This is a genomic window from Rhodopseudomonas palustris (assembly GCF_003226555.1).
Classification (GTDB): domain Bacteria; phylum Pseudomonadota; class Alphaproteobacteria; order Rhizobiales; family Xanthobacteraceae; genus Rhodopseudomonas; species Rhodopseudomonas palustris_I.
The window spans coordinates 1-21,835 of the sequence record NZ_QKQS01000007.1; the positions used below are offsets into that span (position 1 = coordinate 1).

General features: G+C 64.7%; 21 protein-coding genes. 10 read left to right on the top strand and 11 right to left on the bottom strand.

The features are described from left to right. Positions 1 to 102: 102 nt before the first annotated feature. The 7 genes from DNX69_RS04635 to DNX69_RS04665 form a co-directional block, all read right to left on the bottom strand. Positions 103 to 1,410, bottom strand: coding sequence for an O-acetylhomoserine aminocarboxypropyltransferase/cysteine synthase family protein (locus tag DNX69_RS04635; RefSeq protein ID WP_110784973.1), 1,308 nt, complete (start codon positions 1,408 to 1,410; stop codon positions 103 to 105). 326 nt (positions 1,411 to 1,736) lie between these two features. After that, positions 1,737 to 2,423 carry a helix-turn-helix domain-containing protein gene (locus DNX69_RS04640; protein WP_110784860.1) on the bottom strand — a complete coding sequence of 229 codons (687 nt, stop codon included), beginning with the start codon at positions 2,421 to 2,423 and terminating at the stop codon, positions 1,737 to 1,739. 188 nt (positions 2,424 to 2,611) lie between these two features. Beyond that, positions 2,612 to 3,004: a response regulator gene (locus DNX69_RS04645; RefSeq protein ID WP_110784861.1), complete on the bottom strand. Its 393-nt coding sequence runs from the start codon at positions 3,002 to 3,004 to the stop codon at positions 2,612 to 2,614. A gap of 82 nt (positions 3,005 to 3,086) precedes the next feature. Beyond that, entirely contained in the window at positions 3,087 to 3,698 is a 612-nt protein-coding gene (gene fixJ / locus DNX69_RS04650) for a response regulator FixJ (RefSeq protein ID WP_110784862.1), read from the bottom strand. Then, positions 3,691 to 5,232, bottom strand: a complete 1,542-nt coding sequence (gene fixL, locus DNX69_RS04655) for a sensor protein FixL (RefSeq protein ID WP_425327293.1) — start codon at positions 5,230 to 5,232, stop codon at positions 3,691 to 3,693. Before fixL ends, fixJ begins: the two co-directional genes overlap by 8 nt. 131 nt (positions 5,233 to 5,363) lie before the next feature. Further along, positions 5,364 to 6,095, bottom strand: a complete 732-nt coding sequence (locus tag DNX69_RS04660; protein WP_110784864.1) for a CBS domain-containing protein — start codon at positions 6,093 to 6,095, stop codon at positions 5,364 to 5,366. Positions 6,096 to 6,180: 85 nt separating this feature from the next. Further along, positions 6,181 to 7,014: a universal stress protein gene (locus DNX69_RS04665; RefSeq protein ID WP_110784865.1), complete on the bottom strand. Its 834-nt coding sequence runs from the start codon at positions 7,012 to 7,014 to the stop codon at positions 6,181 to 6,183. A 194-nt stretch (positions 7,015 to 7,208) separates the two neighbouring features. On the opposite strand from DNX69_RS04665, the gene DNX69_RS04670 reads away from it, so the two are divergent. Next, complete coding sequence (locus tag DNX69_RS04670) at positions 7,209 to 8,045, top strand: universal stress protein (RefSeq protein WP_110784866.1); 837 nt, start codon at positions 7,209 to 7,211, stop codon at positions 8,043 to 8,045. Between the two features lie 268 nt (positions 8,046 to 8,313). Further along, positions 8,314 to 10,077: a PHA/PHB synthase family protein gene (locus tag DNX69_RS04675; RefSeq protein ID WP_110784867.1), complete on the top strand. Its 1,764-nt coding sequence runs from the start codon at positions 8,314 to 8,316 to the stop codon at positions 10,075 to 10,077. On the opposite strand, the gene DNX69_RS04680 is transcribed toward DNX69_RS04675, so the two are convergent. Then, positions 10,059 to 11,621 (bottom strand): AAA family ATPase, encoded by a 1,563-nt coding sequence (locus DNX69_RS04680; RefSeq protein WP_110784868.1) that lies wholly within the window; start codon positions 11,619 to 11,621, stop codon positions 10,059 to 10,061. The genes DNX69_RS04675 and DNX69_RS04680 overlap by 19 nt on opposite strands. Positions 11,622 to 11,874: 253 nt before the next feature. Here DNX69_RS04680 and DNX69_RS04685 point away from each other — a divergent pair, with 253 nt between their 5' ends. Together DNX69_RS04685 and DNX69_RS04690 are read left to right on the top strand one after the other, a co-directional pair. Then, positions 11,875 to 12,303: a CBS domain-containing protein gene (locus tag DNX69_RS04685; protein WP_207803115.1), complete on the top strand. Its 429-nt coding sequence runs from the start codon at positions 11,875 to 11,877 to the stop codon at positions 12,301 to 12,303. Between the two features lie 139 nt (positions 12,304 to 12,442). Next, complete coding sequence (locus DNX69_RS04690; RefSeq protein ID WP_110784870.1) at positions 12,443 to 15,166, top strand: bifunctional acetate--CoA ligase family protein/GNAT family N-acetyltransferase; 2,724 nt, start codon at positions 12,443 to 12,445, stop codon at positions 15,164 to 15,166. A 42-nt stretch (positions 15,167 to 15,208) separates the two neighbouring features. On the opposite strand, the gene DNX69_RS04695 is transcribed toward DNX69_RS04690, so the two are convergent. Continuing rightward, positions 15,209 to 15,619, bottom strand: a complete 411-nt coding sequence (locus DNX69_RS04695) for a hypothetical protein (protein WP_110784974.1) — start codon at positions 15,617 to 15,619, stop codon at positions 15,209 to 15,211. Between DNX69_RS04695 and DNX69_RS26240 the strand changes: the two genes are divergently transcribed. From DNX69_RS26240 to DNX69_RS04710, 4 genes are read left to right on the top strand one after another with little or no spacing between them, the layout of a single operon-like run. After that, on the top strand, positions 15,612 to 15,782 hold the full coding sequence (locus DNX69_RS26240; RefSeq protein ID WP_165825185.1) for a hypothetical protein: 171 nt from the start codon (positions 15,612 to 15,614) through the stop codon (positions 15,780 to 15,782). The genes DNX69_RS04695 and DNX69_RS26240 overlap by 8 nt on opposite strands. Next, positions 15,779 to 16,915 (top strand): ABC transporter permease, encoded by a 1,137-nt coding sequence (locus DNX69_RS04700; protein WP_165825186.1) that lies wholly within the window; start codon positions 15,779 to 15,781, stop codon positions 16,913 to 16,915. The genes DNX69_RS26240 and DNX69_RS04700 overlap by 4 nt, the downstream gene beginning before the upstream one ends. Before the next feature lie 2 nt (positions 16,916 to 16,917). Continuing rightward, positions 16,918 to 17,697, top strand: a complete 780-nt coding sequence (locus DNX69_RS04705; RefSeq protein WP_110784872.1) for an ABC transporter ATP-binding protein — start codon at positions 16,918 to 16,920, stop codon at positions 17,695 to 17,697. Between the two features lie 12 nt (positions 17,698 to 17,709). Then, a complete protein-coding gene (locus DNX69_RS04710; RefSeq protein WP_110784873.1) occupies positions 17,710 to 18,906 on the top strand; it encodes an ABC-type transport auxiliary lipoprotein family protein in 1,197 nt (398 codons plus the stop codon). Here DNX69_RS04710 and DNX69_RS04715 read toward each other — a convergent pair. After that, a complete protein-coding gene (locus DNX69_RS04715) occupies positions 18,866 to 19,165 on the bottom strand; it encodes a c-type cytochrome (RefSeq protein WP_234826853.1) in 300 nt (99 codons plus the stop codon). The two genes, DNX69_RS04710 and DNX69_RS04715, sit on opposite strands and share 41 nt — an antisense overlap. Before the next feature lie 229 nt (positions 19,166 to 19,394). Here DNX69_RS04715 and aadR point away from each other — a divergent pair, with 229 nt between their 5' ends. Both aadR and DNX69_RS04725 read left to right on the top strand, forming a co-directional pair. Continuing rightward, positions 19,395 to 20,114 (top strand): transcriptional activatory protein AadR, encoded by a 720-nt coding sequence (gene aadR / locus DNX69_RS04720; RefSeq protein WP_110784875.1) that lies wholly within the window; start codon positions 19,395 to 19,397, stop codon positions 20,112 to 20,114. Positions 20,115 to 20,168: 54 nt separating this feature from the next. Further along, a complete protein-coding gene (locus tag DNX69_RS04725) occupies positions 20,169 to 21,407 on the top strand; it encodes a cyclic nucleotide-gated ion channel (protein ID WP_110784876.1) in 1,239 nt (412 codons plus the stop codon). A 13-nt stretch (positions 21,408 to 21,420) separates the two neighbouring features. Here the strand turns inward: DNX69_RS04725 and DNX69_RS04730 are convergent, their stop codons facing one another. Beyond that, positions 21,421 to 21,834, bottom strand: coding sequence for a hypothetical protein (locus DNX69_RS04730; RefSeq protein WP_234826854.1), 414 nt, complete (start codon positions 21,832 to 21,834; stop codon positions 21,421 to 21,423). Position 21,835: the final 1 nt, after the last annotated feature.

The window sequence follows — 21,835 nt, forward strand, 5'->3', positions numbered from 1 at the left end:
AAAACCCTGCCGCGATGCCCCTGTTGTGGCCTCGCCGCAGCATCAAGCCGGCGGCGGAAACTTATGACGCAGTAGTACTAATCCGCCCTACAGCTTTGTGCGTTACGCCACTTTCGCCAGCCGTCCCGCGGCGAGGCCGCGGTCGAGGTCGGCGAGGATGTCGTCGATGTGCTCGAGGCCGATCGACAGCCGGACGTAGCCGTCGGACACGCCGGTGGCGAGCTGCTCTTCGGTGGAGAGCTGCGAGTGGGTAGTCGAGGCCGGATGGATCGCCAGGCTGCGGGCGTCGCCGATATTGGCGACGTGATACAGCAGCTCCAGCGCGTCGATGAACTTGCGACCGGCCTCGCGGCCGCCGGCGAGCTCGAAGCCGACCAGGCCGCCGAATTTGCCCTGGAGATACTTCTCGGCGCGCTCGCGGGCGACGCCGCTCTGCTTCGACGGATGGATCACCTTGGTGACTTCCGGGCGCTTCTCCAGATAGTCGGCGACCTTCTGGGCGTTCTGGACATGGCGCTCGATCCGCAGCGGCAGCGTTTCCAGGCCCTGAATGATCTGGAAGGCGTTGAACGGCGACAGCGCCGCGCCGAGGTCGCGCAGCAGCGTGGTGCGAGCCTTGATGATGTAGGCGACTGGGCCGATCGGCTTCACCGCCTCGACCCACACCGCGCCGTGATAGCTCGGGTCCGGCGTGTTCAGCGCCGGCTGGCGCTGCGGAAACTGCTCCCAGGGGAAGTTGCCGCCGTCGACGATGATGCCGCCGATCGAGGTGCCGTGGCCGCCGAGATATTTGGTCGCCGAATACACCACGATCGCGGCGCCGTATTCGAGCGGCTTGACCAGTAGCGGAGCGGCGGTGTTGTCAACGATCAGCGGAATGCCGTGCCGGCGGCCGATCGCGGCGACTTCCTCGATCGGAAACACCGCCAGCTTCGGATTCGGCAGCGTCTCCGCATAGTAGGCGCGGGTGCGCTCGTCGGTGGCGCGCTCGAACGCCTGCGGGTCGGACGGATCGACGAAGCGGACTTCGATGCCCTGGTCCCTCAGGGTGTTGGCGAACAGATTCCAGGTGCCGCCGTACAGATCGGTGGACGACACGATGTTGTCGCCGACGCGGGCGAGGTTCTGGATCGCGTAGGCCGAAGCGGCCTGGCCGGAGGCGACCGCGAGTGCGGCGACGCCGCCTTCCAGCGCCGCGACACGCTGCTCCAGCACGTCGGTGGTCGGGTTGCCGAGCCGGGTATAGATGTTGCCGAGCTCCTTCAGCGCGAACAGGTTCGCGGCGTGCTCGGTGTCGCGGAATTGATACGAGGTGGTCTGGAACAGCGGCACCGCCACCGAGCCGGTCGAAGGGTCGGCGCGCCAGCCGGCATGCAGCAGGAGAGTTTCGGGGTGGAGCTTCTGGGTCATGGCGACATCCTTCGGGCAATGAAAACCGGGCTGTGACCGCGTGCGCACCATCGGCGACGCCGGTCCGCGGGCGTTCATCAGGGCGGCCCAGGATCCCCAAGTCAATCAACGGACGGAAATAAAAATCTCCGTCTCGACGATATGGCAATCGCGGTGAGTTCGTTCTTTGCTGATCGAGGGATGGAAGAGAAAAATCTTCCGATCAACGATGGGCGATACCTTCAGCAGCCATCGCCTGAAACAGAAAAGGCCACCATCGCTGGCGGCCTGTCTGTCCGATCCGACTGGAAGCCGATGTTGCGGCGGAAAAGCCGCCGAAACCGGCCTCAGGCGTCGAGATTGCGAAGCTGGGCGCGGTTACGCAGTTCGATCTGGCGGGCGCCGGAGAAGCCGAGGATGCCCTTGCTCTGCAGCTGCGACAGCGCGCGGGAGACGGTTTCGAGGGTCAGGCCGAGATAGTCACCGATGTCGCGGCGGCACATCGGCAGCGCCATCATGCCGGCGACGGCGAGGCGGCGGTCCATTTCCAGAAGGAAGTTGGCGACCCGCTCCATCGCGTTCTTGCGGCCGAGCAGCAGCATGTGGTCTTCGGCGTGGCGCAGCTCGCCGGCGGTCATCGACCACAGGCCGCGGGCGATGTTGATGTCGGTGGCGGCGGCCTGTTCGAGGCTGCGGCGCTTGATCAGGCGGACGGTGGTGTCGACGATCGCTTCGGCGGTCAGGCGATGGGTCGGACCGGATTCCAGCCCGAACACGTCGCCGGGAAGATAGAAGGCACCGATCTGGCGGCGGCCATCGGACAGCAACTTGTAGCTGCGCACGGCGCCGGACACGACCTGATAAACGTATTCGGACGGTTCGTCCTCGCCGTAGATTTCCTCTTCCTTCTTGTAGGAGAACTCGGAGGCGATCAGACCGGCGTGGCCGGTGGTCACGAAGAACTGCTCAGCCGAGTAACAGGAAGGATCAATCGGGGCGGCGGTGGCGGGGGTCCTGAGCGACTGGTTCAGCATCTGGCCATCTCCTGGGGTGATCGGATGGCCAGGGTTGTACGGAAGATTGCCAGGACGAGGTATTTCGCTCCATATCTTAAGTGGGTTCCCCTAAGTAGGTTTACGGAGGCTAGGACGTGCGGCCTCCTCCGCTCCTGCAGAAAAACCAATGTGTGAACAATGTCTTAAGATCGGCGGCAGCAACGCGCTCAGGCAGGCGCGCCGCTGTCCTGCAAGGCGGCCCGGATATGCCACACCAGACTCTCTTCGAGATGCGGCTTGACCACCACATGCTGCACGCCGACTGCGTTGGCGCGGCTGGAAATCGTCGAATCCGGATAGCCGGTGATCATCACGATCGGCACGCCGACGTTGCGCTCGCGCAATCCGCGGGCGAGATCGATGCCGTTCATGCCGGGCATCTTGTAGTCGATCACGATGCAGTCGACCGGACCCTGGTCGATCGCATCGAGCAGTGCGGGGCCGCTACGGAACGTGCGCACCGCGAAGCCGTCGGTTTCCAGCAGAAACCGCAGCGATCCGAGCACGCCCTGATCGTCGTCGACGACGTAAACGATGGTCTTTGTCGGCGGGCTTGGCATCACCAAACCTCACGTTTCGAGGGCTGCGGAAAATTTCATAATCCTACCATAGGGGTAGATCGCGCAGCCAGATTGATCTGTCTCAATCCTTGATCACGCCGCCGCGCATCGCCATCCGCACCAGTTCCGACAGGCTCGACGCCTGCATCTTGGTCATAACGTTGGCGCGATAGACTTCGATAGTCCGAGGGCTGATGTCGAACTCGCGGGCGATCACCTTGTTCGACATGCCCGCGATCAGTCCATCCATCACCTGGCGTTCGCGCGGGCTGAGCGACTGGATGCGCGCCGCGAGGTCCTGCATCACCGCTTCGCTCTTGGCGCCTTCCTGTGCCTGCTTCAGCGCCAGTTCGATCAATCCGATCAGACGGTCGTCGTCGAACGGTTTCTCGATGAAATCGGAAGCGCCGAGTTTCATCGCTTCGACCGCCAGCGGCACGTCGCCGTGGCCGGTCATGATCAGGATCGGCAACTTGCTGCCGGCCGCCTTCTGCCGCTTGAGCAGGTCGAGGCCGTCGATGCCCGGCATCCGGACGTCGGACAGGATACAACCGAATTCCACGTCCGGCAGATCGAGAAACGTCTGCGCCGACTCGTACAGTCTGACCTCGTAGCCGGCCGAGCTGAGCAGGAATTCGATCGATTCCCGCATCGCCAGGTCGTCGTCGATCACATGCACGGTTCCCTTAGGCATCAGTCAAATCCCCGACGGGCGCCAGCGGCAGCGTGAAGCGGAACGTCGCGCCCCCGGCGCTGTTCGTTTCCGCCCACATCCGGCCGCCGTGGGCCTCGATGATCGAACGGCTGATCGAAAGGCCGACCCCCATTCCGGTTTCCTTGGTGGTGAAGAACGTCTGAAACAACTTGGCTTTGACCTGCTCGGGCAGACCGCTGCCGGTATCCGAGATGGTCACTTCTACCATGTCGTCCGCGGCGCGTAGATTGCCGGCGGACAGTTCCTTCTTATCGGAATTGGCCATCGCTTCCAGCGCATTGCGGAACAAATTGACCAGCACCTGTTGAATCTGTACCCGGTCGACCAGCACCTGGTCGTGCGCCGGATCCAGATTGAAGCGCAACACGACACCTTGTTCCCGCGCGCCGGTCAGACCGAGCGCGCCGGCCTCTTCGATCAGCTTGGCGAGGCTCTCGACCCGCTTTTCGGATTCGCCGCGCGCGACGAAATCGCGCAGCCGCCGGATGATCTGCCCGGCGCGCAATGCCTGTTCGGCGGCGCGCTCCATGGCGCTTTCGATCTTTGCGGTGTTCGGATCGGTGCTGCCGGCCAGCAGCCGGCGCGAGCCCTTCATGTAATTGCTGATTGCCGACAATGGCTGGTTCAATTCGTGCGCCAGCGCCGAGGCCATCTCGCCCATCGCGGTAAGCCGGGAGACATGGACCAACTCGGCCTGTAGTTCATGCAGCCGGGCCTGGATCTGCTGATACTCGGTGAGATCGCGGATGAAGCCGGTGAAGTAACGCTCGCCGCCGGACTCCATCTCGCCGATCGACAAATGCATCGGGAACGAGGTGCCGTCCTTGCGACGGCCGGTCACGATCCGGCCGATGCCGATGATGTGGCGTTCGCCGGTGGCGTTGTAGCGGTCGATGTACTGGTCGTGACGGGACGCGTCGGAGCGCGGCATCATCGCGCTGATATTCTGGCCGATCGCCTCGCGTTCGGACATGCCGAACATCCGCTCCGCGGCTCTCGAGAAGAATCGGATGATGCCGTGGCCGTCGATCAGGATCATCGCGTCCGGCGCAGTGTCCAGGATCGAGCGGAGCTGACCCTGTTGCAGCCGCAGCTCCTGCTCCAGCAGCTTCTGCTGATCGATGTCGAGCACGATGCCGCACAGATAGGAGACGCCGTCCTCCTTGACGATGCCGCCGCGGGAGCGCAGCCAGCGGCTCGGCTGGGTTTTCTCCGCCACCCGGTACATCACGTCGATCTGGTCGCCGGACTCGATCGATCGCTGCAGCGCACGAGCGATCAACTCACGGTCGTCCGGCTCGACCTGGGCTATGAACGTGTCGTAGGTGATGGGAACGTCGGCCTCGAGGCCCAGCAGCTTCCGCGCGGTCGCCGAACACGCCAATTCCTGGGTGGCGAGATTAAGTTCCCAAGTGCCGACGCCGTAGCCGTCGATGCCCTGCTGCAATCGACGATCGCGCGCGAGGAGTTCGGTCGACGGTTGAGGTGAATCGGTCACGCGACGCCTGAAAATGCTGTCTCCGTCGGTCTTAACACAACGCCATTCCGATCCGCAACACAGCGTGGCGGCGCAGCAACACTTGGCGGCGAGCAGGACGCCCGCCACCGATCAGGAATACAGTAACAGTGCCGGTGCGCCGAATTTCAGCTCACCTTCTTGGCGGCGCGATCGTCCTCTGGCGAATTCAGGTAGAACCCCGACATGGTGTCGACCCAGCACAGATGATCGTGCACTTCGCGGACCCCACAGACGTTCTCGGCCACGACGACCGCCGCCTGGCGCGACCGCTCTTCGGTGATCACGCCGTTGAGATGTACGACCCCGTCGCGCACCAGCACGCTGAGACCGAACGGGCGCCAGTCGTTGCGTTCGATCTCGGCGATGATCTTGTCGCGGATCTTGTCGTCCGCAGCGTTCGGCTCGGGCGCTTGGCGCGCGAGATCGGCGACCGCGCGCAACAGGTTCTTGCGGGTGACGATGCCGACCAGGAGGTCGCCGCGCATCACCGGAAACCGTTTGACGTGATGCTTTTCCATCAGCTTGACGATGGTCTCGATCGTGGTGTCCTCGGCGATCGTGTAGGGATGATGAGTCATCACTTCGCCGACCTTGCGGCCGTGCTCGTGGACGAAGTCGCCGGCGCAGGTGCCGGGGCCGAGTAGCATCCGTAGCCACCTGCCGCGCTTGCGCTCGGTGCCGATCTCGGCGCGGCGGATGAAGTCGCCCTCGGAAATGATACCGATCAGTTTGCCGTCGGCGTCGACGACCGGCAGACCGCTAAGATGGTTGTCGATCATCGCGTTGGCGGCATCGACGATCGAGGCGTCGGGGCCGATCGTCACCACCTGTCGGGTCATGATTTGGTGCGCACGCATATCCAGTCTCCTCTAAGCCGCGGCGGCTAACCGAACGCCATGCCGGTCGGACCGTGGCTCGGTGTGTCGCTCGCCCCGCGCTGCGTCAATGCGAGATCAAGGCGGGCAGGGTCAACGATTTGAAGATGCCTCGTGTCACGCCGCCGAGGATGAACTCGCGCAGCCGCGAATGACCGTAGCCGCCCATCACCAGCAGATTGGCGCCCGTGTCGGCCGCGAACGACAGAATGGTGTTGTGAATATTGCCCGGTGACGCGGTGAGGTGGTGGCTGGTCGCCGCGAGATCGTGCCGCAACAGATGCGCCAGCAACGCACCGGACGATGCCTGTCCGACCACGTCCTCGTCTTCGTTGACAGCGACGATGTCGATAGTCTTGGCTCGCCCGAGGAACGGCATCGCGTCGCTGACGGCGCGCGCCGCCGGCCGTCCGCCGTCCCAGCACACCAGGACCCGGTCCAGAGCGAGCGGCCCGGTGTGGATATGCGGCACCATCAGCATCGGCTTGCCGGAATTGAACAGCACGGCCTCGGGCAACGGATCCTGGTGGCCGGGTTTGGCGCGGTCGGGCTGAGCCACGATGGTGAGGTCGTACAGCCGCGAGATCTCCGCCAGGGCCTGGTTGGCCAGTACCGGGGTGTCGCAGAGCGAGCGCGCGCCGTGGGTGATGCCGGCGGCGCGGGCGGCGAGCTCGAACTGATCGAGGCGGGCGGCGGCCTCGTCGCCGTCGGTGTTGTATTGTGCGGCAGCGGCGTAGTAGGCCGCCGAGGCGCCGACCATGATGGCCGGATTGATCGGCTGATACGTGCAGACGATGCCGTCCAGATGCGCATCGAACGCGTTGGCCACTGATACGGCGCAGGCGACGACGCCATCGGCCGGGCGATCGGCCGGAATGTGGACGACGATGTCACTCAGCATTGCAGGGGACTCCCGTTCCGTCTGTCGGAGACGGATGCGGAATATATGGCCGCGCAGGTCGGCCACTTTGATCTAGCTCATCGTATCGGAGCGGTTTGTTGCAGGATCATGATCCGCATATAGTGGCCGTAAGCGGCGAGCGGTTGCTGCGTGAAACGTGAAGGAAGTGCCGCGACAGTTTCGGGGAGGTGCCGATGACATACTCGACGGTGATGGTCGCGCTTGCGTTCGATCAGCCGAATGCGTGTCGTCTCGGCATCGCTGCGGAGCTCGCCGAACGATTCGAGTCGCGACTGATCGGCATTGCCGCCTCGGAGCTCAGCCCGCCCCTGTACTATATGAGCGGCGCTCAGGCCGAGCGGGTATTGGTGGAGGGGCTCGCTGCCATCAAGCTTCGGCTCGGCGAATTGGAAGCCGAGTTCCGCAAGGCGATGGGCGGTCACGCGCGCGAGCTGGAATGGCGCAGCGCGATCGAGCAGCCGGCGCGCTACATCGTGCAGCAGGCGCGTGCGGCGGACCTCGTGGTCTGCGGGGCCGGTACGCCGAGCGTGCTGACCGATCCATTCGCATTGGCCGACCCGGCCGATCTGGTGATGGAGATCGGACGCCCGCTGCTGGTGGTGCCGCCAAATGTCTGCCGGATCGATCTGTCGAGCGTGCTGGTGGCGTGGAAGGACAATCCCGAGGCGCGGCGCGCGATCGTCGATGCACTGCCGCTGCTTCGGCAGGCAAGCCATGTGACCGTCGTGGAGATCGTCGAGAGCGAGGAGGACGAGGGGCGTGCCACCGCGCTCGCGGGTGTTCACGACGTCGTCGACTGGCTGTCGCGGCATCACATCCATGCGGTCGGCGAGGTCCCGGAGCCGTCCGGTGACGTGTCGCGGCAGATCACCGATGTGGCCCGCCGGGTCGGGGCCGGTATCGTGATCGCCGGAGCCTATGGACGCTCGCGCTTCCGGGAGTGGATTCTCGGCGGCGTCACTCAGCATCTGCTGGAGCAGACGTCGCGCTGCGCCTTCCTCGCCCGCTAGGGAAATAACGAGCCCGGCGGCGTCCTTCCGTTATTCGAACCAGGTCAAGCCCGCGGCTCGTGACTGATGCGAAGCTTCCCGAGCGGCGTCGCTACCACCATTTAACCATCTTCACGGTGGCGTACTCCGGAAGCAGCGGATGACTGCAAGATGACATCTTGATTGTCCTATATGTGGAGGGCAGGGGCGTACCGAATTGCCATCGGGCGGGCGAAACTAGCCATAGGCTGCGCCGGCATTTCCGCGCGACGGCCGCGACGAGGTAACGATGTTGCAGACTTCTCCGCAGGCGCAGAGCGCCGTCCCCCACCAGGCCCAACTGCCGGCGCCGCTCAGCCGCGCCAGCGATAGTGACCGCACGCTGCACGCCACGCTGGCGCCGCTGACCGGCGGATTGTCGCCGACTGCGTTGACGCTGGCCTATGCCGACTGGCTGTCGCATCTGTTCTGGGCACCGACCCGGCGGATGGATCTCGTCAACGACGCGATGCGACGGGCGACGCAGCTCACCGAGGCTGCGCTCGATCAGAGTGCGCCGTGGTCGCTGATCGCGCCGCAGCCGCAGGACCGCCGATTTACCGCGCCGGAATGGCGCGAGCCGCCGTTCAACCTGATGGCCCAGGCGTTTCTGCTGACGGAGCAGTGGTGGCACGACGCCACGACCGGAATCCGCGGGGTGTCGGAGCAGCATGAAAAGATCGTCGAGTTCGCCACCCGGCAGATGCTCGACGTCTGGGCGCCGTCGAACTTCGCTCTCACCAATCCGGAAGTGCTTCGCCGCACCGTGTCGACCGAGGGACGGAATTTTGCCGATGGCTTCCGCAACTGGTGGGAAGATCTGCTCGAACTGATGGCGCACGAGCCGAAGCACGATTTCGTCGTCGGCAAAGACGTCGCGGTGACGCCCGGCAAGGTGGTGTACAGCAACAAGCTGATCGAACTGATCCAATACGAGCCCGCGACCGAGACGGTGCGGCCGGAGCCGATCCTGATCGTGCCGGCCTGGATCATGAAATACTACATTCTCGATCTGTCGCCGCACAATTCGCTGGTGAAGTATCTCACCGGGCAGGGCTACACCGTGTTCATGATCTCGTGGCGCAATCCGACCGCCGCAGATCGCGACGTCTCGCTCGAAGATTATCGCCGGCTCGGCGTGATGGCCGCGCTCGACAGCATCGGCGCGATCCTGCCGGAACGGCCGATCCATGCGGTCGGCTATTGCCTCGGCGGCACGCTGCTGTCGATCGCTGCCGCCGCGATGGGCCGCGACGGTGACGACCGGCTGAAATCGATCACGCTGTTCGCCGCCCAGACCGATTTCACCGAGGCCGGCGAACTGACGCTGTTCATCAACGAGAGTCAGGTCGCGTTTCTCGAAGACATGATGTGGAATCGCGGCGTGCTCGACACCACCCAGATGTCCGGGGCGTTCCAGATCCTGCGCTCCAACGATCTGATCTGGTCGCGGCTGGTGCATGAATATCTGATGGGTGTGCGTTCCGAACCGAACGATCTGATGGCGTGGAATGCCGACGCCACCCGGATGCCGTATCGGATGCACTCCGAGTATCTGCGCAAGCTGTTCCTCGACAATGATCTGGCCGAAGGTCGCTACGCCGTCGACGGCCGGCCGATCGCGCTGTCCGACATTCATACGCCGATGTTCGTGGTCGGCACCCAGCGCGATCACGTCGCGCCTTGGCGGTCGACCTTCAAGATCCATCTGCTCGCTGATGCCGACGTGACCTTCTGTCTGACCGGCGGCGGCCACAATGCCGGCATCGTCTCGCCGCCGTCGCCGAAGGCGCACGGCCATCAGGTGATGACCAAGCCGGCCGACGGTCCCTATGTCGGCCCGGACGATTGGCTGCAGCAGGCGCCGCATGCCGAGGGCTCGTGGTGGACCGAATGGGTGCAGTGGCTCGGCACCCGCTCCGGCGAGCCGGTCGCGCCGCCGCGGATGGGCTTGCCGGACGCCGATTCGGCGACGCTGCCGAACGCGCCGGGCAGCTACGTGCTGCAGACCTGAGCGGTCTGCGGCAACGCCGCCAGCGTTCGCGACAGCGTCTCGGCCGGGGTGCCGCCGGCGTCGATCGTGGTCCAGCCGATCACGCCGTGCGCGTAGCTGTGCTGCTGCCGGACGATCTCCGGGGTCGCATCGGATGCGTCGCCAATGCGGCCTGAGACCCGCGCGATCCTGATGTCGAGATCTGCGGTGAGAAACACGCCGTGGAACGGCACAGCAAGCTCGGCCGCGATGGCTTCAATCGCCTGGCGCTCGTCGGGCTTGGAGAACACCGCATCGACGATCACCGAATGCCCTTGGTTCAAGATGCGCGCGGCGCGTTCGGCGAGGCCGCGATACACCTTCTCGGTGACGTCCGGGGTGTAGGCGGTCGCCGGCAGCCGCTCGGTATCGGCGACGCCGTACAGACGTTTGCGGGCCACATCGGAACGCAGCACCACGGCGCCCGGCAGGGGCGGGACGTGGCCGGACAGCGCCCTCGCCAGCACGGATTTTCCGGTGCCCGACAGCCCGCCGACAGCGATCAACCGGGGCGGCGGCGGCGCGATCAGCCGCAGCGCCAGGGCGAAATAGGATTCGGCGATCGCTCGATTGGCATCTCTGATCGAGTCGTCGGCTGCCGGTCGCGCCAGCAACACCTTGGCGCGGATCGCGGCGCGCATCGACAGCAGCAGCGGCAGCGCCGACAGCGCGTCGAAATTGTCGTCCGCCGTCTCCGCCAGATAGCGATTCAGAAGTTGCGCGGAGTCGCTGCCGCGGCCGTAATGCAGCAGGTCCATCAGCGGGAAGGCGAGATCGTACAGCACGTCGACCGACGCGATGATCGGATCGAACTCGATGGCATCGAACAGCGTCGGCTTGCCGTCGAGGATCACGATATTGGCGAGGTGCAGGTCGCCGTGACACCAGCGCACGAAGCCGGCGGCGCCGCGTCGTTCCAACAACGGGCGCAGTCGGCCGAGCGCAGCACGGCTGCCGCGGTCGAGCGCCGATACGTCGTCCGCCGCAAAGCCGCCGGCCGCAAGCTCGGCTGTATCGTCGGCCAGGATCGGCTCGATCGATGCGACCCACGGCGCGGAGGCTGCCAGGGGAGCGGCAAGGTGAGACGCCGCGATCGCGTCGGCGACGGCGTCGATCAGCTCAGGGCCGAGCGAGCCGGCGCGGGCGAGATGATCCAGCGTGGCGCTGTCGTCGAAGCGCATCATCTCGACGGCCCATTCCATCACCGGCCCGTCACCGCCGATCTGTAAAGCACCGTTGTCGGTGCGTGTGATCGGAACGACACGGCGATAGATCGTGGGCGCGAACCGCTGGCCGACCGCGAGCTCCTGCTCGCAGGCCGTCTTGCGTTTAGCGAGCGTCGAATAGTCCAAGAACGGGAACTTGACGGCGCGCTTGATCTTCAGGGCGCGGTTCCCCTCGAGAAAAACCGCTGCGCCGTGGGTGTCGATCTGTTTCACCGGGAAGAGACCGTCACTGCCGTGGCCCAGAAAATCGAAGACGTCCTGCTGCGAGGATCCATCGGGCGGGAGGTCGGTCTCTGGCATCGGGATTACTACTTAGGGGACCGAGGAATTGTCCGGGGATCGACCATGTTGCATTCCGAATATGCAAGCTGGACCGGCCGATCATGAGCATTGTTGTACGAAAAACAAGCCGCGCTGCGAATTGCCGCCGGTTTGACCTTGATCAATTCAATTCGTCAAAGCTGCGGTCAATTTGCACGGCAACGACGATTAGCAGGGCCGCCATTGGGTCGCCGAAATCGTTGGTGAAAATTCCGAGTGATTGGGTCCGGTCTTGTATAAATTTCTCGAGGCAACCGTTGCCGACCATATGACGCGAGCGGTGAAGTCCGTCTCGCGCGAACTGACCATGCGCGAATTGGAGGACAAGTTCGAGCACGACGACTTCAACGCCTATCCGGTGGTGGAGGATCAGCGTGTCATCGGCATGGTGACCAAATACGATTTCTTGAGCTGTTTCGCGTTCCACCCGACCCAGATGCTGCCGCATTACGACGACCTGATGAATCGGGCGGTCGGCGACGTCATGTCGGCGGACTTCCTGTACGTGCACGCCGATACCAAGCTTACCCGGGTGTTGCAGTTGATGGTCGAACACCAGACCCGCAGCATTCCGGTGTTGGATGCCGATCGCAAGCTGCACGGCATCATCTCGCGCGAGGACGTCATCAAGGCGCTGGCGAGCTTCACCAAGGTACGCTGATCGTGGGAACGGTGCGCGTCCCTCCGCCGCGCCGGCCCGACATTGGCTTGTTGCGGCAACTGTCGTACACCTTTCCCGCGCAGAGTCCGGATCGTGCGACGGTGGCCGCTCGCGGCCGGTCGTCCGGTGTCGAGGTGAGATGTCGACGTATCGATTGAGCACCCTGCTGTCGCCCGGAGCCGTGGCGGTCGTCGGCGCCAGCCCGCGGCCGGCCTCTCTTGGTCGCGCGGTGCTCACCAATTTGCGCGAGGCGGGATTTAAAGGGCAGATCGGCGTCGTCAATCCGCGCTATGCCGAGATCGGCGGCATCAAGACCGTCGGCTCGCTGGCGGACCTCGCGTTCGTTCCGGATCTGATCGTCATCACCGCGCCGCCGCGCTCGGTCGCCAAGGTCGTGGCCGAAGCCGGCGAACTCGGCGTCGCCGGTGCCATCATCATCAGTTCGGAGATGGGACGCGGCAAAGGCTCCTATGCGGAGGCCGCCAATCGCGCGGCCCGCAAGTCGGGTATCCGGCTGATCGGGCCGAACTGTCTCGGCATCATGATCCCGGGCGTCAATCTCAACGCCAGCTTCGCCGCCCACATGCCGAGGCGGGGCAATCTGGCGCTGATCTCGCAGTCCGGCGCGATCGCCGCCGGCATGGTGGATTGGGCGGCCGTCAAGGAGATCGGCTTCTCCGGCATCGTGTCGATCGGCGATCAGCTCGACGTCGACATCGCCGACATGCTCGACTTCTACGCCGCCGATCTCGATACCCGCGCGATCCTGCTCTACATCGAGGCCGTCACCGACGCGCGCAAATTCATGTCGGCGGCGCGCGCTGCGGCGAGGGTCAAGCCGGTGGTGGTGGTGAAGTCGGGGCGGATGGCGCACGGCGCCAAGGCCGCCGCGACCCACACCGGCGCCTTCGCCGGTGCGGACGCGGTGTACGAGGCGGCGTTTCGCCGCGCCGGCATGTTGCGCGTGTACGATCTGCGCGAGCTGTTCGACTGTGCCGAAACGCTCGGCCGAGTCAGCCCGCCGCGCGGCAAGCGGGTCGCTATTCTCACCAATGGCGGCGGCATCGGCATTCTGGCGGTCGACCGGCTGGTCGAACTCGGCGGCGAACCGGCGGCGCTCTCGGCGGATCTGCACAAGAAGCTCGACGCGGTGCTGCCGACCTCATGGTCCGGCTTCAATCCGATCGACATCACCGGCGATGCTGACGCCGAGCGCTATTCGGCGACGCTGTCGATGCTGCTCGCCGATCCGGACAACGACGCCATCCTGGTGATGAACGTGCAGACCGCGGTGGCCTCGCCCAGTGACATCGCCCGCGAAGTGATCCGTGTGGTCGGCGAGGAGCGCGTCCGCCGCACGCTGTTCAAGCCGGTGTTCGCGGTCTGGGTCGGCGCCGAGGAAGCGGTCACCCATGGCTTCGATGCCGCCTCGATCCCGAACTACCTGACAGAGGACGATGCGGTCCGCAGCATCATGAACATGGTGCGCTATCGCGAGGCGGTACAGCTTCTCACCGAAGTGCCGCCATCGCTTCCGAAGGATTTCGACCCGGACACCGAGACCGCCCGGGCGATCGTCGAGAAAGCGCTGCGCGAAGGCCGCTCCTGGCTCGATCCGCTGGAAATCAGCGGCCTGTTCGCGGCCTACCAGATTCCGATGATCCCGACGCTGGCGGCGACCAATGCCGAAGAGGCGGTTTCGTGGGCGTCCTCCTTCCTGTCGCAGGGCGTCACCGTGGTGGTGAAAGTGCTGTCGCGCGACATCCCGCACAAATCCGACATCGGCGGGGTGGTGCTCAACCTCACCAGCGTCGAAGCGGTCCGTGCCGCGGTCGACGAGATTTTGGCGCGTGCCGCCAGGCTGCGCCCCGATGCTCGGCTCGACGGCGTGATGGTGCAGCCGATGATCCTGCGGCCCAAGGCGCGGGAGCTGACGATCGGCATCGCCGACGATCCGACCTTCGGGCCGGTGATCGCGTTCGGTCAGGGCGGCACCGGGGTCGAACTGATCGACGACCGGTCATTGGCGCTGCCGCCGCTCGATCTGCCGCTCGCGGAGTCGCTGATCGCGCGCACCCGCGTTTCCAAGCTGCTCGGTGCCTATCGCGACGTACCGGAGGTCAAGCGCAGTGCGGTAGCGCTGACGCTGGTGAAGCTGTCGCAGATGGCGGCCGACCTGCCGGAGATCCGCGAGCTCGACGTCAATCCCTTGCTCGCCGATCAAAGCGGTGTGGTGGCGATCGATGCCCGTGTCGTGGTGCGACCGCCGGAGCGCAAATTTGCCGGCCGCGGCAACACGCATTTCGCGGTGAAGCCGTACCCGACCGAATGGGAACGGCATCTGTCCGTCAAGGACGGCTGGCGGGTGCTGGCGCGACCGATCCGCCCTGACGACGAGCCGGCGATCCACGAATTGCTCAAGCACGTCACGCCGGAGGATCTGCGGCTGCGGTTCTTCGCCGCGATGAAGGAGTTCAGCCACGCCTTCATCGCCCGGCTGTCGCAGATCGACTACGCCCGCGCGATGGCGTTCGTGGCGTTCGACGAGATCACCGGCGAGTTGCTCGGCGTGGTCCGGATTCACTCGGATTCAATCTACGAGAGCGGCGAATACGCGATCCTGCTGCGCTCGGACCTGAAAGGCAAAGGACTGGGCTGGGCGTTGATGAAGCTGATCATCGAATACGCCCGCTCCGAAGGGCTGCACTATGTCTGCGGCCAAGTGCTGCGCGAGAACACCGCGATGCTGCGGATGTGCCGCGATCTCGGCTTCGAAACCAAGACCGACCCGTCCGAGCCGGACATTCTCAATGTCCGGCTGCCGCTGACCGAAGAAGCCGCCCGCGCTGCCAGATCGGCATGACGATAGTGACGCAGCGCACGGGCGTCGCTGTCCTGCTGATCGCTACAGCCTGCTGACCGAGACCACACGGAATGTGTGCATGTCGCCTTCTTCGCGGAGCGACACGTATTCGCCTTGCACGAAGCGTTCGTCGGCGAAGTGATAGCCGGCTTCGTCCGGGAGTTTCGCATCGCTGTCATATTGAAATGCCCATGATCCACCCGGCCGGTGCACCAGATGGCCGAGGTTGTCCGCCTGATGCGGCCGCTGCCGCGACACCCGGCAGGCGTCGCGGTGCTTTTTCCAGATCTCCGCGTCGATCCGGTCGTCGGCGTCGAGCGGAGCGACGATCACATAGGCGATGTTGGCTTCGCCTTCAGGATGTCCAGGTTCGCGTGCCAGTTCGAGCCTGATCTGTCGGAAGCACGCCGGCAACGAGGTGTTGAGGATAGCGGAGGGCGGTGCCTTGGTCATTGTTTCGCTCCTGGCGTTGCGCACAATGCTGGCGCAGAGCAGCAGCTCCATAATTGATTTGCATCAATCGGGGCGCGAGACGCAGACTGTGCGCCGCAACACCGCGGCGCGAATCGAAACGGAGCAGTCCATGCTGGCCTTCGAGATCGGATATCAGCCGTGAGCTCTGCGCCTGTCCTGGATGCCAAGACCGATGGCGATACGCTGGAGCTGAAGCCGACCGGGGCTTGGATCGCGACCAACAGCAAGTTCATGGAGCAGCTGTCGCAGGACGCCGCGCCGCAGATCGCGGCGGCGAAGTCGCTCACGATCGACATGGCGGAGATCGGCGAGATCGACACCATCGGCGCCTGGGTGCTGGAGAAATTGTCGCGCAGCGCCGCGCAGGCCGGCCGCACCGCGCAGTTCAAGGGCATTTCCGGCAACTATGCCGAACTTATCGACGAGGTGCGGCAGCTCAATCGCCGCGGACCGACCCCGCATCCAAAGCCCAATCCGATCATTGCCAAGCTGGACCAGATCGGACGTTCGGCCTGGAGCGCCACAGCCGACATTGCGGTGTTTCTGGAGATGCTCGGCGCGCTCGGTGCCGCGTTGCTCGGCGTGTTGCGCCGGCCGCGCTCGCTGCGGCTGACCTCGTTGACTTACCAGGTGTATCGGGTCGGCTGGCAGGCGATCCCGATCATGGTGCTGATCACCTTCCTGATCGGCGCCATCATTGCCCAGCAGGGCATCTTCCATTTCCGGAAATTCGGTGCCGAATCCTATGTCGTCGATATGGTCGGCATCCTGGTGCTACGCGAAATCGGCGTGCTGATCGTGGCGATCATGGTGGCCGGCCGCTCGGGCAGCGCGTACACCGCCGAGCTCGGCTCGATGAAAATGCGCGAGGAGATCGATGCGCTGTCGACCATGGGGCTCGATCCGGTCGAAGTCTTGATCCTGCCGCGGATCATCGCGCTGGTGATCGCCCTGCCGATCCTCGCCTTCATCGGCTCGATGGCGGCGCTGTATGGCGGCCTGCTGACGGCGTGGTTCTACGGCGGGATGCAGCCGTCGGTGTTCATCGCCCGGCTGCACGAGGCGGTGTCGCTGAATTCGTTCGAGGTCGGGATGTGGAAGGCGCCGTTCATGGCGCTGGTGATTGGCATCGTCGCCTGCAGCGAGGGGCTTCGGGTCAAGGGCAGCGCCGAGTCGCTCGGTCTGCAGACCACCACCTCGGTGGTGAAGTCGATCTTTCTGGTGATCGTGCTGGACGGATTGTTCGCCGTGTTCTTCGCTTCGATTGGGATGTAGCGATGGACGCGCTCGCCGAACTCTATGCCATCCGCGTCGCCGACCTCGTCGTCGGCTTCGGCCGGCAGACCGTGCTCGATCATCTGTCGCTCGATGTCCGCCGCGGTGAAATCCTCGGACTGGTCGGCGCCTCGGGCGGCGGGAAGTCGGTGCTGATGCGGACCATCATCGGGCTGATCCCGAAACAGAGCGGCCACATCGACGTGATGGGCCACGACACCGAGCGCGGCTTCGGCCGCGCGCGCGGCGCGGTGGCGGCGATCTGGGGCATCCTGTTCCAGCAGGGTGCGCTGTTCTCCTCGCTCACCGCGCGGCAGAACGTGCAGTTTCCGCTGCGCGAGATGCTCGACATGTCGGAGAAGCTGCAGGACGAGATCGCCACCGCCAAGCTCGAGATGGTCGGGATTGCACCGGACGATTGGGACAAGTATCCGGCGCAGCTGTCCGGCGGCATGACCAAGCGCGTCGCGCTGGCCCGCGCGCTGGCGCTCGATCCCTCGATCGTGTTTCTCGACGAGCCGACCAGCGGCCTCGATCCGATCGCGGCCGGCGACTTCGACCAGCTGATCAAGACCCTGCAAACCACGCTCGGACTCACCGTGTTCATGGTGACCCACGATCTCGCCAGTCTCAACGTCGTCTGCGACCGCGTCGCGGCATTGGCGGACGGCAAGATCGTCGCGGTGGGGCCGATGCAAGACTTGCTGCAATCCGACCATCCCTGGGTGCGGGCCTATTTCCACGGCAAACGCTCGGCGATGCTCCAGCCCAGACAGAACTAGGACGCCACGCCCATGGAAACTCGTGCTCCCTTTGTGATCGTCGGCGCGTTCGTGCTCGCGGCGATCTTCGCGGTGTTCGGCTTCGTGTTCTGGCTGCACAACACCTCGGGTGTCGGTGCGCGCACCAGCTATCACATCCAGTTCCGCGACCCGGTGCCGGGGCTGCTGGTCGGTGCGGCGGTGCTGTTCAACGGCATTCGGGTCGGCGAGGTGACGGCGCTGGCGCTTGCGCCCGACGATCCGCGCCGGGTCGATGCCACGATCGCGGTGGCGCCGTCGACGCCGGTCCGTCCCGACACCAAGGTGGGATTGGACTTCCAGGGCCTCACCGGTGTGCCGGTGGTGGCGCTCGAAGGCGGCAAGCAGCTCACAGGTTCGGCGATCGCGACGACGTTGGTGGCCGAGCCGGGCGCCGGCATGAGCATGACCCAGGCCGCCCGCGAGGCGCTGCGCAAGGTCGACACCGTGCTCGGCGACAATGCCGGCCCGCTGAAAGACACCATCGCGAATTTCAAGACATTCTCGGAGTGGCTGTCGAGCAAGACCGGCAAGCTCGACGGCATTCTCGGCGGGGTCGAGCGGATGACAGGTGCCAACGAGCCGGTGGTGAAGAAGGTGGTGTACGACCTGTCGGCTGCCGGCGGCTTCCCGCCGCCGTCGCCGCCGCTCCGGGGACAGCTCACCATTCCGGAATCCAATACCGTGGTGCTGTTCGACAGCCAGAAGATGCTGTTGGCACCGGAGCTGGATGTGCCGGCGTTCGCCGGCGCGCAGTGGAGCGACAGCGTTCCGAAGATGCTGCAGGAGAAGCTGATCCAGAGCTTCGAGAATTACGACATCGCCCACGCCCCGATGCGCCCCAATGACGCCGTGCAGCCGGATTATCAACTGTTGACCGACATCCGCAGTTTTCAGGTGGTCGGTGAGGGCGATGCTCTCCGGGCCGAGATCGCGTTCAGCGCCAAGCTGATCGACAAGGACGGCAAACTGATCGGGGCCAGGCTGTTTCAGCAGGCGACGCCGCTCGACAAGCCGGAGCCGGCTGCGGCGGTGACGGCGTTCGACAAATCGTTCGACACCATTGCCAAGCAGTTGGTGCCGTGGCTGGCGCAGGCGCTTGCGTCCGGTCATGCCGAGGTCGAACCGGAAGCGGCGGCACCCCGGCCGGCTACCGCTCCAAAGTCTTCAGGTACGACAAAAGGTCGTTGATCTCGTCGGGGTCGAGTTCGAACGCCGGCATCCGCGGATGGCCGGTGTAGATCCCCTCGGCAAACGCCTCAGCCAGCGTTTCAACCCGATACCGCTTGTGCAGGGTGCGGAACGGCGGGGCCTGCTTCAGCCGGCTCTTGCCCGTGCGCCCGATCGCATGACAGCGCGCGCAATGCGATTTGGCAAAGCCCAGCCCGCGCCTTTCCGACGGCGTTGCCGCAGACGCTTGGCCAGTCAGCGCCAATAGGCCCGCCAGCATCAATAGGATCGCCGCACCGGCGAAAAGACGTCGCATCAAGTCGCCCGGTCGCTAGAACAGGTCAAACACAACAACTTGCACGATGCATGCAGGGCGTGCCATTACCTTGATCTGTGTCAAGTTGTCTTGACGATTTGCCGACATATTGGGCCCCCTGGCGCAGTAAGGCGGTCGGTCAACGACGACGCGCACCAGGAGAGTTCAGTCTCGCGACCGCATGGAGTGATGGATGCCGCATCTCGCTTACCCGACGACGACCTGTGAGGGATTTCGGTGTGAGACGCATTGCGCGGTGCGTGGGTTGGCCATTTGCGGCGAACTCGGCCCCGCCGAACACGAGGAGTTCGAGCGGCTCGCCCAGCATGTCCGCTATGGGCCGAAGGAAGCGCTGTTCTCCGAGGACGAAGTCGCTGATTCGGTCTACAGCCTGATCGAGGGCATTGCCCGGCTGTACAAGCTGCTTCCCGATGGCCGCCGTCAGATCATCGGTTTTGCGCTTCCGGGCGATTTTCTCGGCATGGCGCCGGGTAACCGCTACTCGTTCTCAGCCGATTCCATCGGCGGCGTGACCGTGTGCAAGTTCTTCCGCGGTCCGTTCCTGCGCTTCATCGAAAATCGCCCTCAGATGCTGCTCCGCATGAACGATTTCGCCACCCGTGAACTCAGCCTGGCGCAGGATCAGATGCTGTTGCTCGGCCGCCGCTCGGCTGAAGAGAAGGTCGCGGCCTTCCTGGTTGGTTGGCGGGAGCGGCTCGCGCGCCTGGAGGGCGTCACCAAAACCGTCAGCCTGCCGATGGGCCGGCAGGACATCGCCGACTTCCTCGGCTTGACCATCGAGACGGTAAGCCGCACCTTCACCAAGCTGGAACGGGAAAAACTGATCGTGATCGTTCCGGACGGTGTGCGCGTGCTGGACCCGAAACGCTTCGACGCGCTCGCCGCGGCCTGAAGCGCTTCCCCCCGCGGTCGCGCGTTCTGCCCGGACCCACCCGAGGCCCCACCAATGCGCGACGAGCAGCCGGGCTATCTCCGAGCCCGGCATTATTTCTATGAAATCCTCGAATCCCAAGCGCAGAGCTCGCGCGCGGGCGTGATCGTCAATCGGTTCATCGTCTTCTTCATCGTGCTCAGCGTCGGTGTGACGGTGATGGAGTCGGTGCCGGAGCTGCGTAACGGCTATGGCCGCCTGTTTGCGGCGCTGGAGCTGCTCTGTCTGGTCGTGTTCTCGATCGAATACTACATCCGGATCTGGATCGCGCCCGAGCACCTGCCTTACCGTCATATGAGCCCGCTGCGGGCAGCGTGGGCCTACATGATCAGCCCGCAAGGCGTGGTCGACTGCATCTCGGTGATGCCGCTTTGGATCGCGCTGTTCGGCCCGGACGACCTGCGGGTCCTGATCATCCTGCGCATGCTGCGGCTGCTGAAATTCGCCCGCTACTCGTCGGGCATGCGCTCACTGCTCGAAGTGCTCGAAAGCGAGCGCCGCGCGCTGTTGGCGTGCTTGGTGATCCTCGCCTGCGCCACCCTGGTTTCGGCGACCGCGATGCACATTGTCGAGGGCCATGTGCAGCCCGAAAAGTTCGGCACCATTCCGGATGCGATGTGGTGGGCGATCGTGACGCTGAGCACGATCGGTTACGGTGACGTCGTGCCGGCGACGGGTGTCGGCCGGTTGATCGCGGCGGCGACGATCATCTGCGGCCTGATCATGATCGCATTGCCGGTCGGTATCGTCGCCAATGCGTTTTCCGAAGTGATCCACCGCCGCGATTTCATCGTCAATTGGAGCATGGTGGCGCGGGTGCCGCTGTTCTCGCACCTCACCGCCGGCGATATCGCCCACATCATGCAGCTGCTTCAGGCTCGCCAGATCGACCGCGGCGAAGTCGTCTTCCGTCGCGGCGAGCCCGCCACAGCGATGTACTTCATTGCCGAGGGTGAGATCGAAATCGAGCTCGGTCCGGAGGACAAAGGCCGCCGAATCCGGCTCGGGACAGGGCATTTCTTCGGTGAGATCGCGGTGCTGAACAGAGTCGAGCGCTCTGCCACCGTCAAAGCGGTGTCGCGCACCCGGCTATTGGTGCTGGATGGCGCCGACCTCCGCGCGCTGATCGCACGCGAACCGAGCATTGCGCGCAAGATCAACGAGATCGTCGAAGGCCGCACCGGTCGCAACCTCAACCTCGAGATCGCCGATCTGGAAGGTCAGGCGGACGTTACGGTCGAAGAAAGCGCTTGATCGAAAGCGAGCCTCACTCTGCCGCCATCGCGAGCGAGGTATGTCGCCGTCCGCTGTCGCGGAGCCGCTTTCTCGGAAACTCGCTCGGCTGCGCCAGCGACCGCTGCGCCGCGAGAAATGCCATCACCTTGTTGCTCGCATCGGCGAACGAAGCGCCGAGGGGCAGGCCAAACTTGCGGCAGTCTTCGGCTGACAGCGTCTGTCTGGCGTGGCGCAGCGCCATCGCCGGCCCCCACCACCACCCGGGAGCGGGAGCGCGATCACCCGCCGGAACTGCTCGCCAAGCAGCCATTTCCTGAGCCAAACGGTTGAAATCGATCTCTGGTGCCGGTTGCATGATGCGCGTCGTCCCTGTTGCGCCGGCATAACGAACGGGACCGTAAAAGGTTGCAGTTCGACCGGCACGAACGGACTCCTGCGACGCCATA

Excerpts from the sequence above, each read along its gene's own strand:
- DNX69_RS04635 (WP_110784973.1), bottom strand. The coding sequence starts at position 1,410 with ATGACCCAGAAGCTCCACCCCGAAACTCTCCTGCTGCATGCCGGCTGG.
- DNX69_RS04640 (WP_110784860.1), bottom strand. The coding sequence starts at position 2,423 with ATGCTGAACCAGTCGCTCAGGACCCCCGCCACCGCCGCCCCGATTGAT.
- DNX69_RS04645 (WP_110784861.1), bottom strand. The coding sequence starts at position 3,004 with ATGCCAAGCCCGCCGACAAAGACCATCGTTTACGTCGTCGACGACGAT.
- fixJ (WP_110784862.1), bottom strand. The coding sequence starts at position 3,698 with ATGCCTAAGGGAACCGTGCATGTGATCGACGACGACCTGGCGATGCGG.
- DNX69_RS04660 (WP_110784864.1), bottom strand. The coding sequence starts at position 6,095 with ATGCGTGCGCACCAAATCATGACCCGACAGGTGGTGACGATCGGCCCC.
- DNX69_RS04665 (WP_110784865.1), bottom strand. The coding sequence starts at position 7,014 with ATGCTGAGTGACATCGTCGTCCACATTCCGGCCGATCGCCCGGCCGAT.
- DNX69_RS04670 (WP_110784866.1), top strand. The coding sequence starts at position 7,209 with ATGACATACTCGACGGTGATGGTCGCGCTTGCGTTCGATCAGCCGAAT.
- DNX69_RS04675 (WP_110784867.1), top strand. The coding sequence starts at position 8,314 with ATGTTGCAGACTTCTCCGCAGGCGCAGAGCGCCGTCCCCCACCAGGCC.
- DNX69_RS04680 (WP_110784868.1), bottom strand. The coding sequence starts at position 11,621 with ATGCCAGAGACCGACCTCCCGCCCGATGGATCCTCGCAGCAGGACGTC.
- DNX69_RS04690 (WP_110784870.1), top strand. The coding sequence starts at position 12,443 with ATGTCGACGTATCGATTGAGCACCCTGCTGTCGCCCGGAGCCGTGGCG.
- DNX69_RS04695 (WP_110784974.1), bottom strand. The coding sequence starts at position 15,619 with ATGACCAAGGCACCGCCCTCCGCTATCCTCAACACCTCGTTGCCGGCG.
- DNX69_RS04705 (WP_110784872.1), top strand. The coding sequence starts at position 16,918 with ATGGACGCGCTCGCCGAACTCTATGCCATCCGCGTCGCCGACCTCGTC.
- DNX69_RS04710 (WP_110784873.1), top strand. The coding sequence starts at position 17,710 with ATGGAAACTCGTGCTCCCTTTGTGATCGTCGGCGCGTTCGTGCTCGCG.
- DNX69_RS04715 (WP_234826853.1), bottom strand. The coding sequence starts at position 19,165 with ATGCTGGCGGGCCTATTGGCGCTGACTGGCCAAGCGTCTGCGGCAACG.
- aadR (WP_110784875.1), top strand. The coding sequence starts at position 19,395 with ATGCCGCATCTCGCTTACCCGACGACGACCTGTGAGGGATTTCGGTGT.
- DNX69_RS04725 (WP_110784876.1), top strand. The coding sequence starts at position 20,169 with ATGCGCGACGAGCAGCCGGGCTATCTCCGAGCCCGGCATTATTTCTAT.
- DNX69_RS04730 (WP_234826854.1), bottom strand. The coding sequence starts at position 21,834 with ATGGCGTCGCAGGAGTCCGTTCGTGCCGGTCGAACTGCAACCTTTTAC.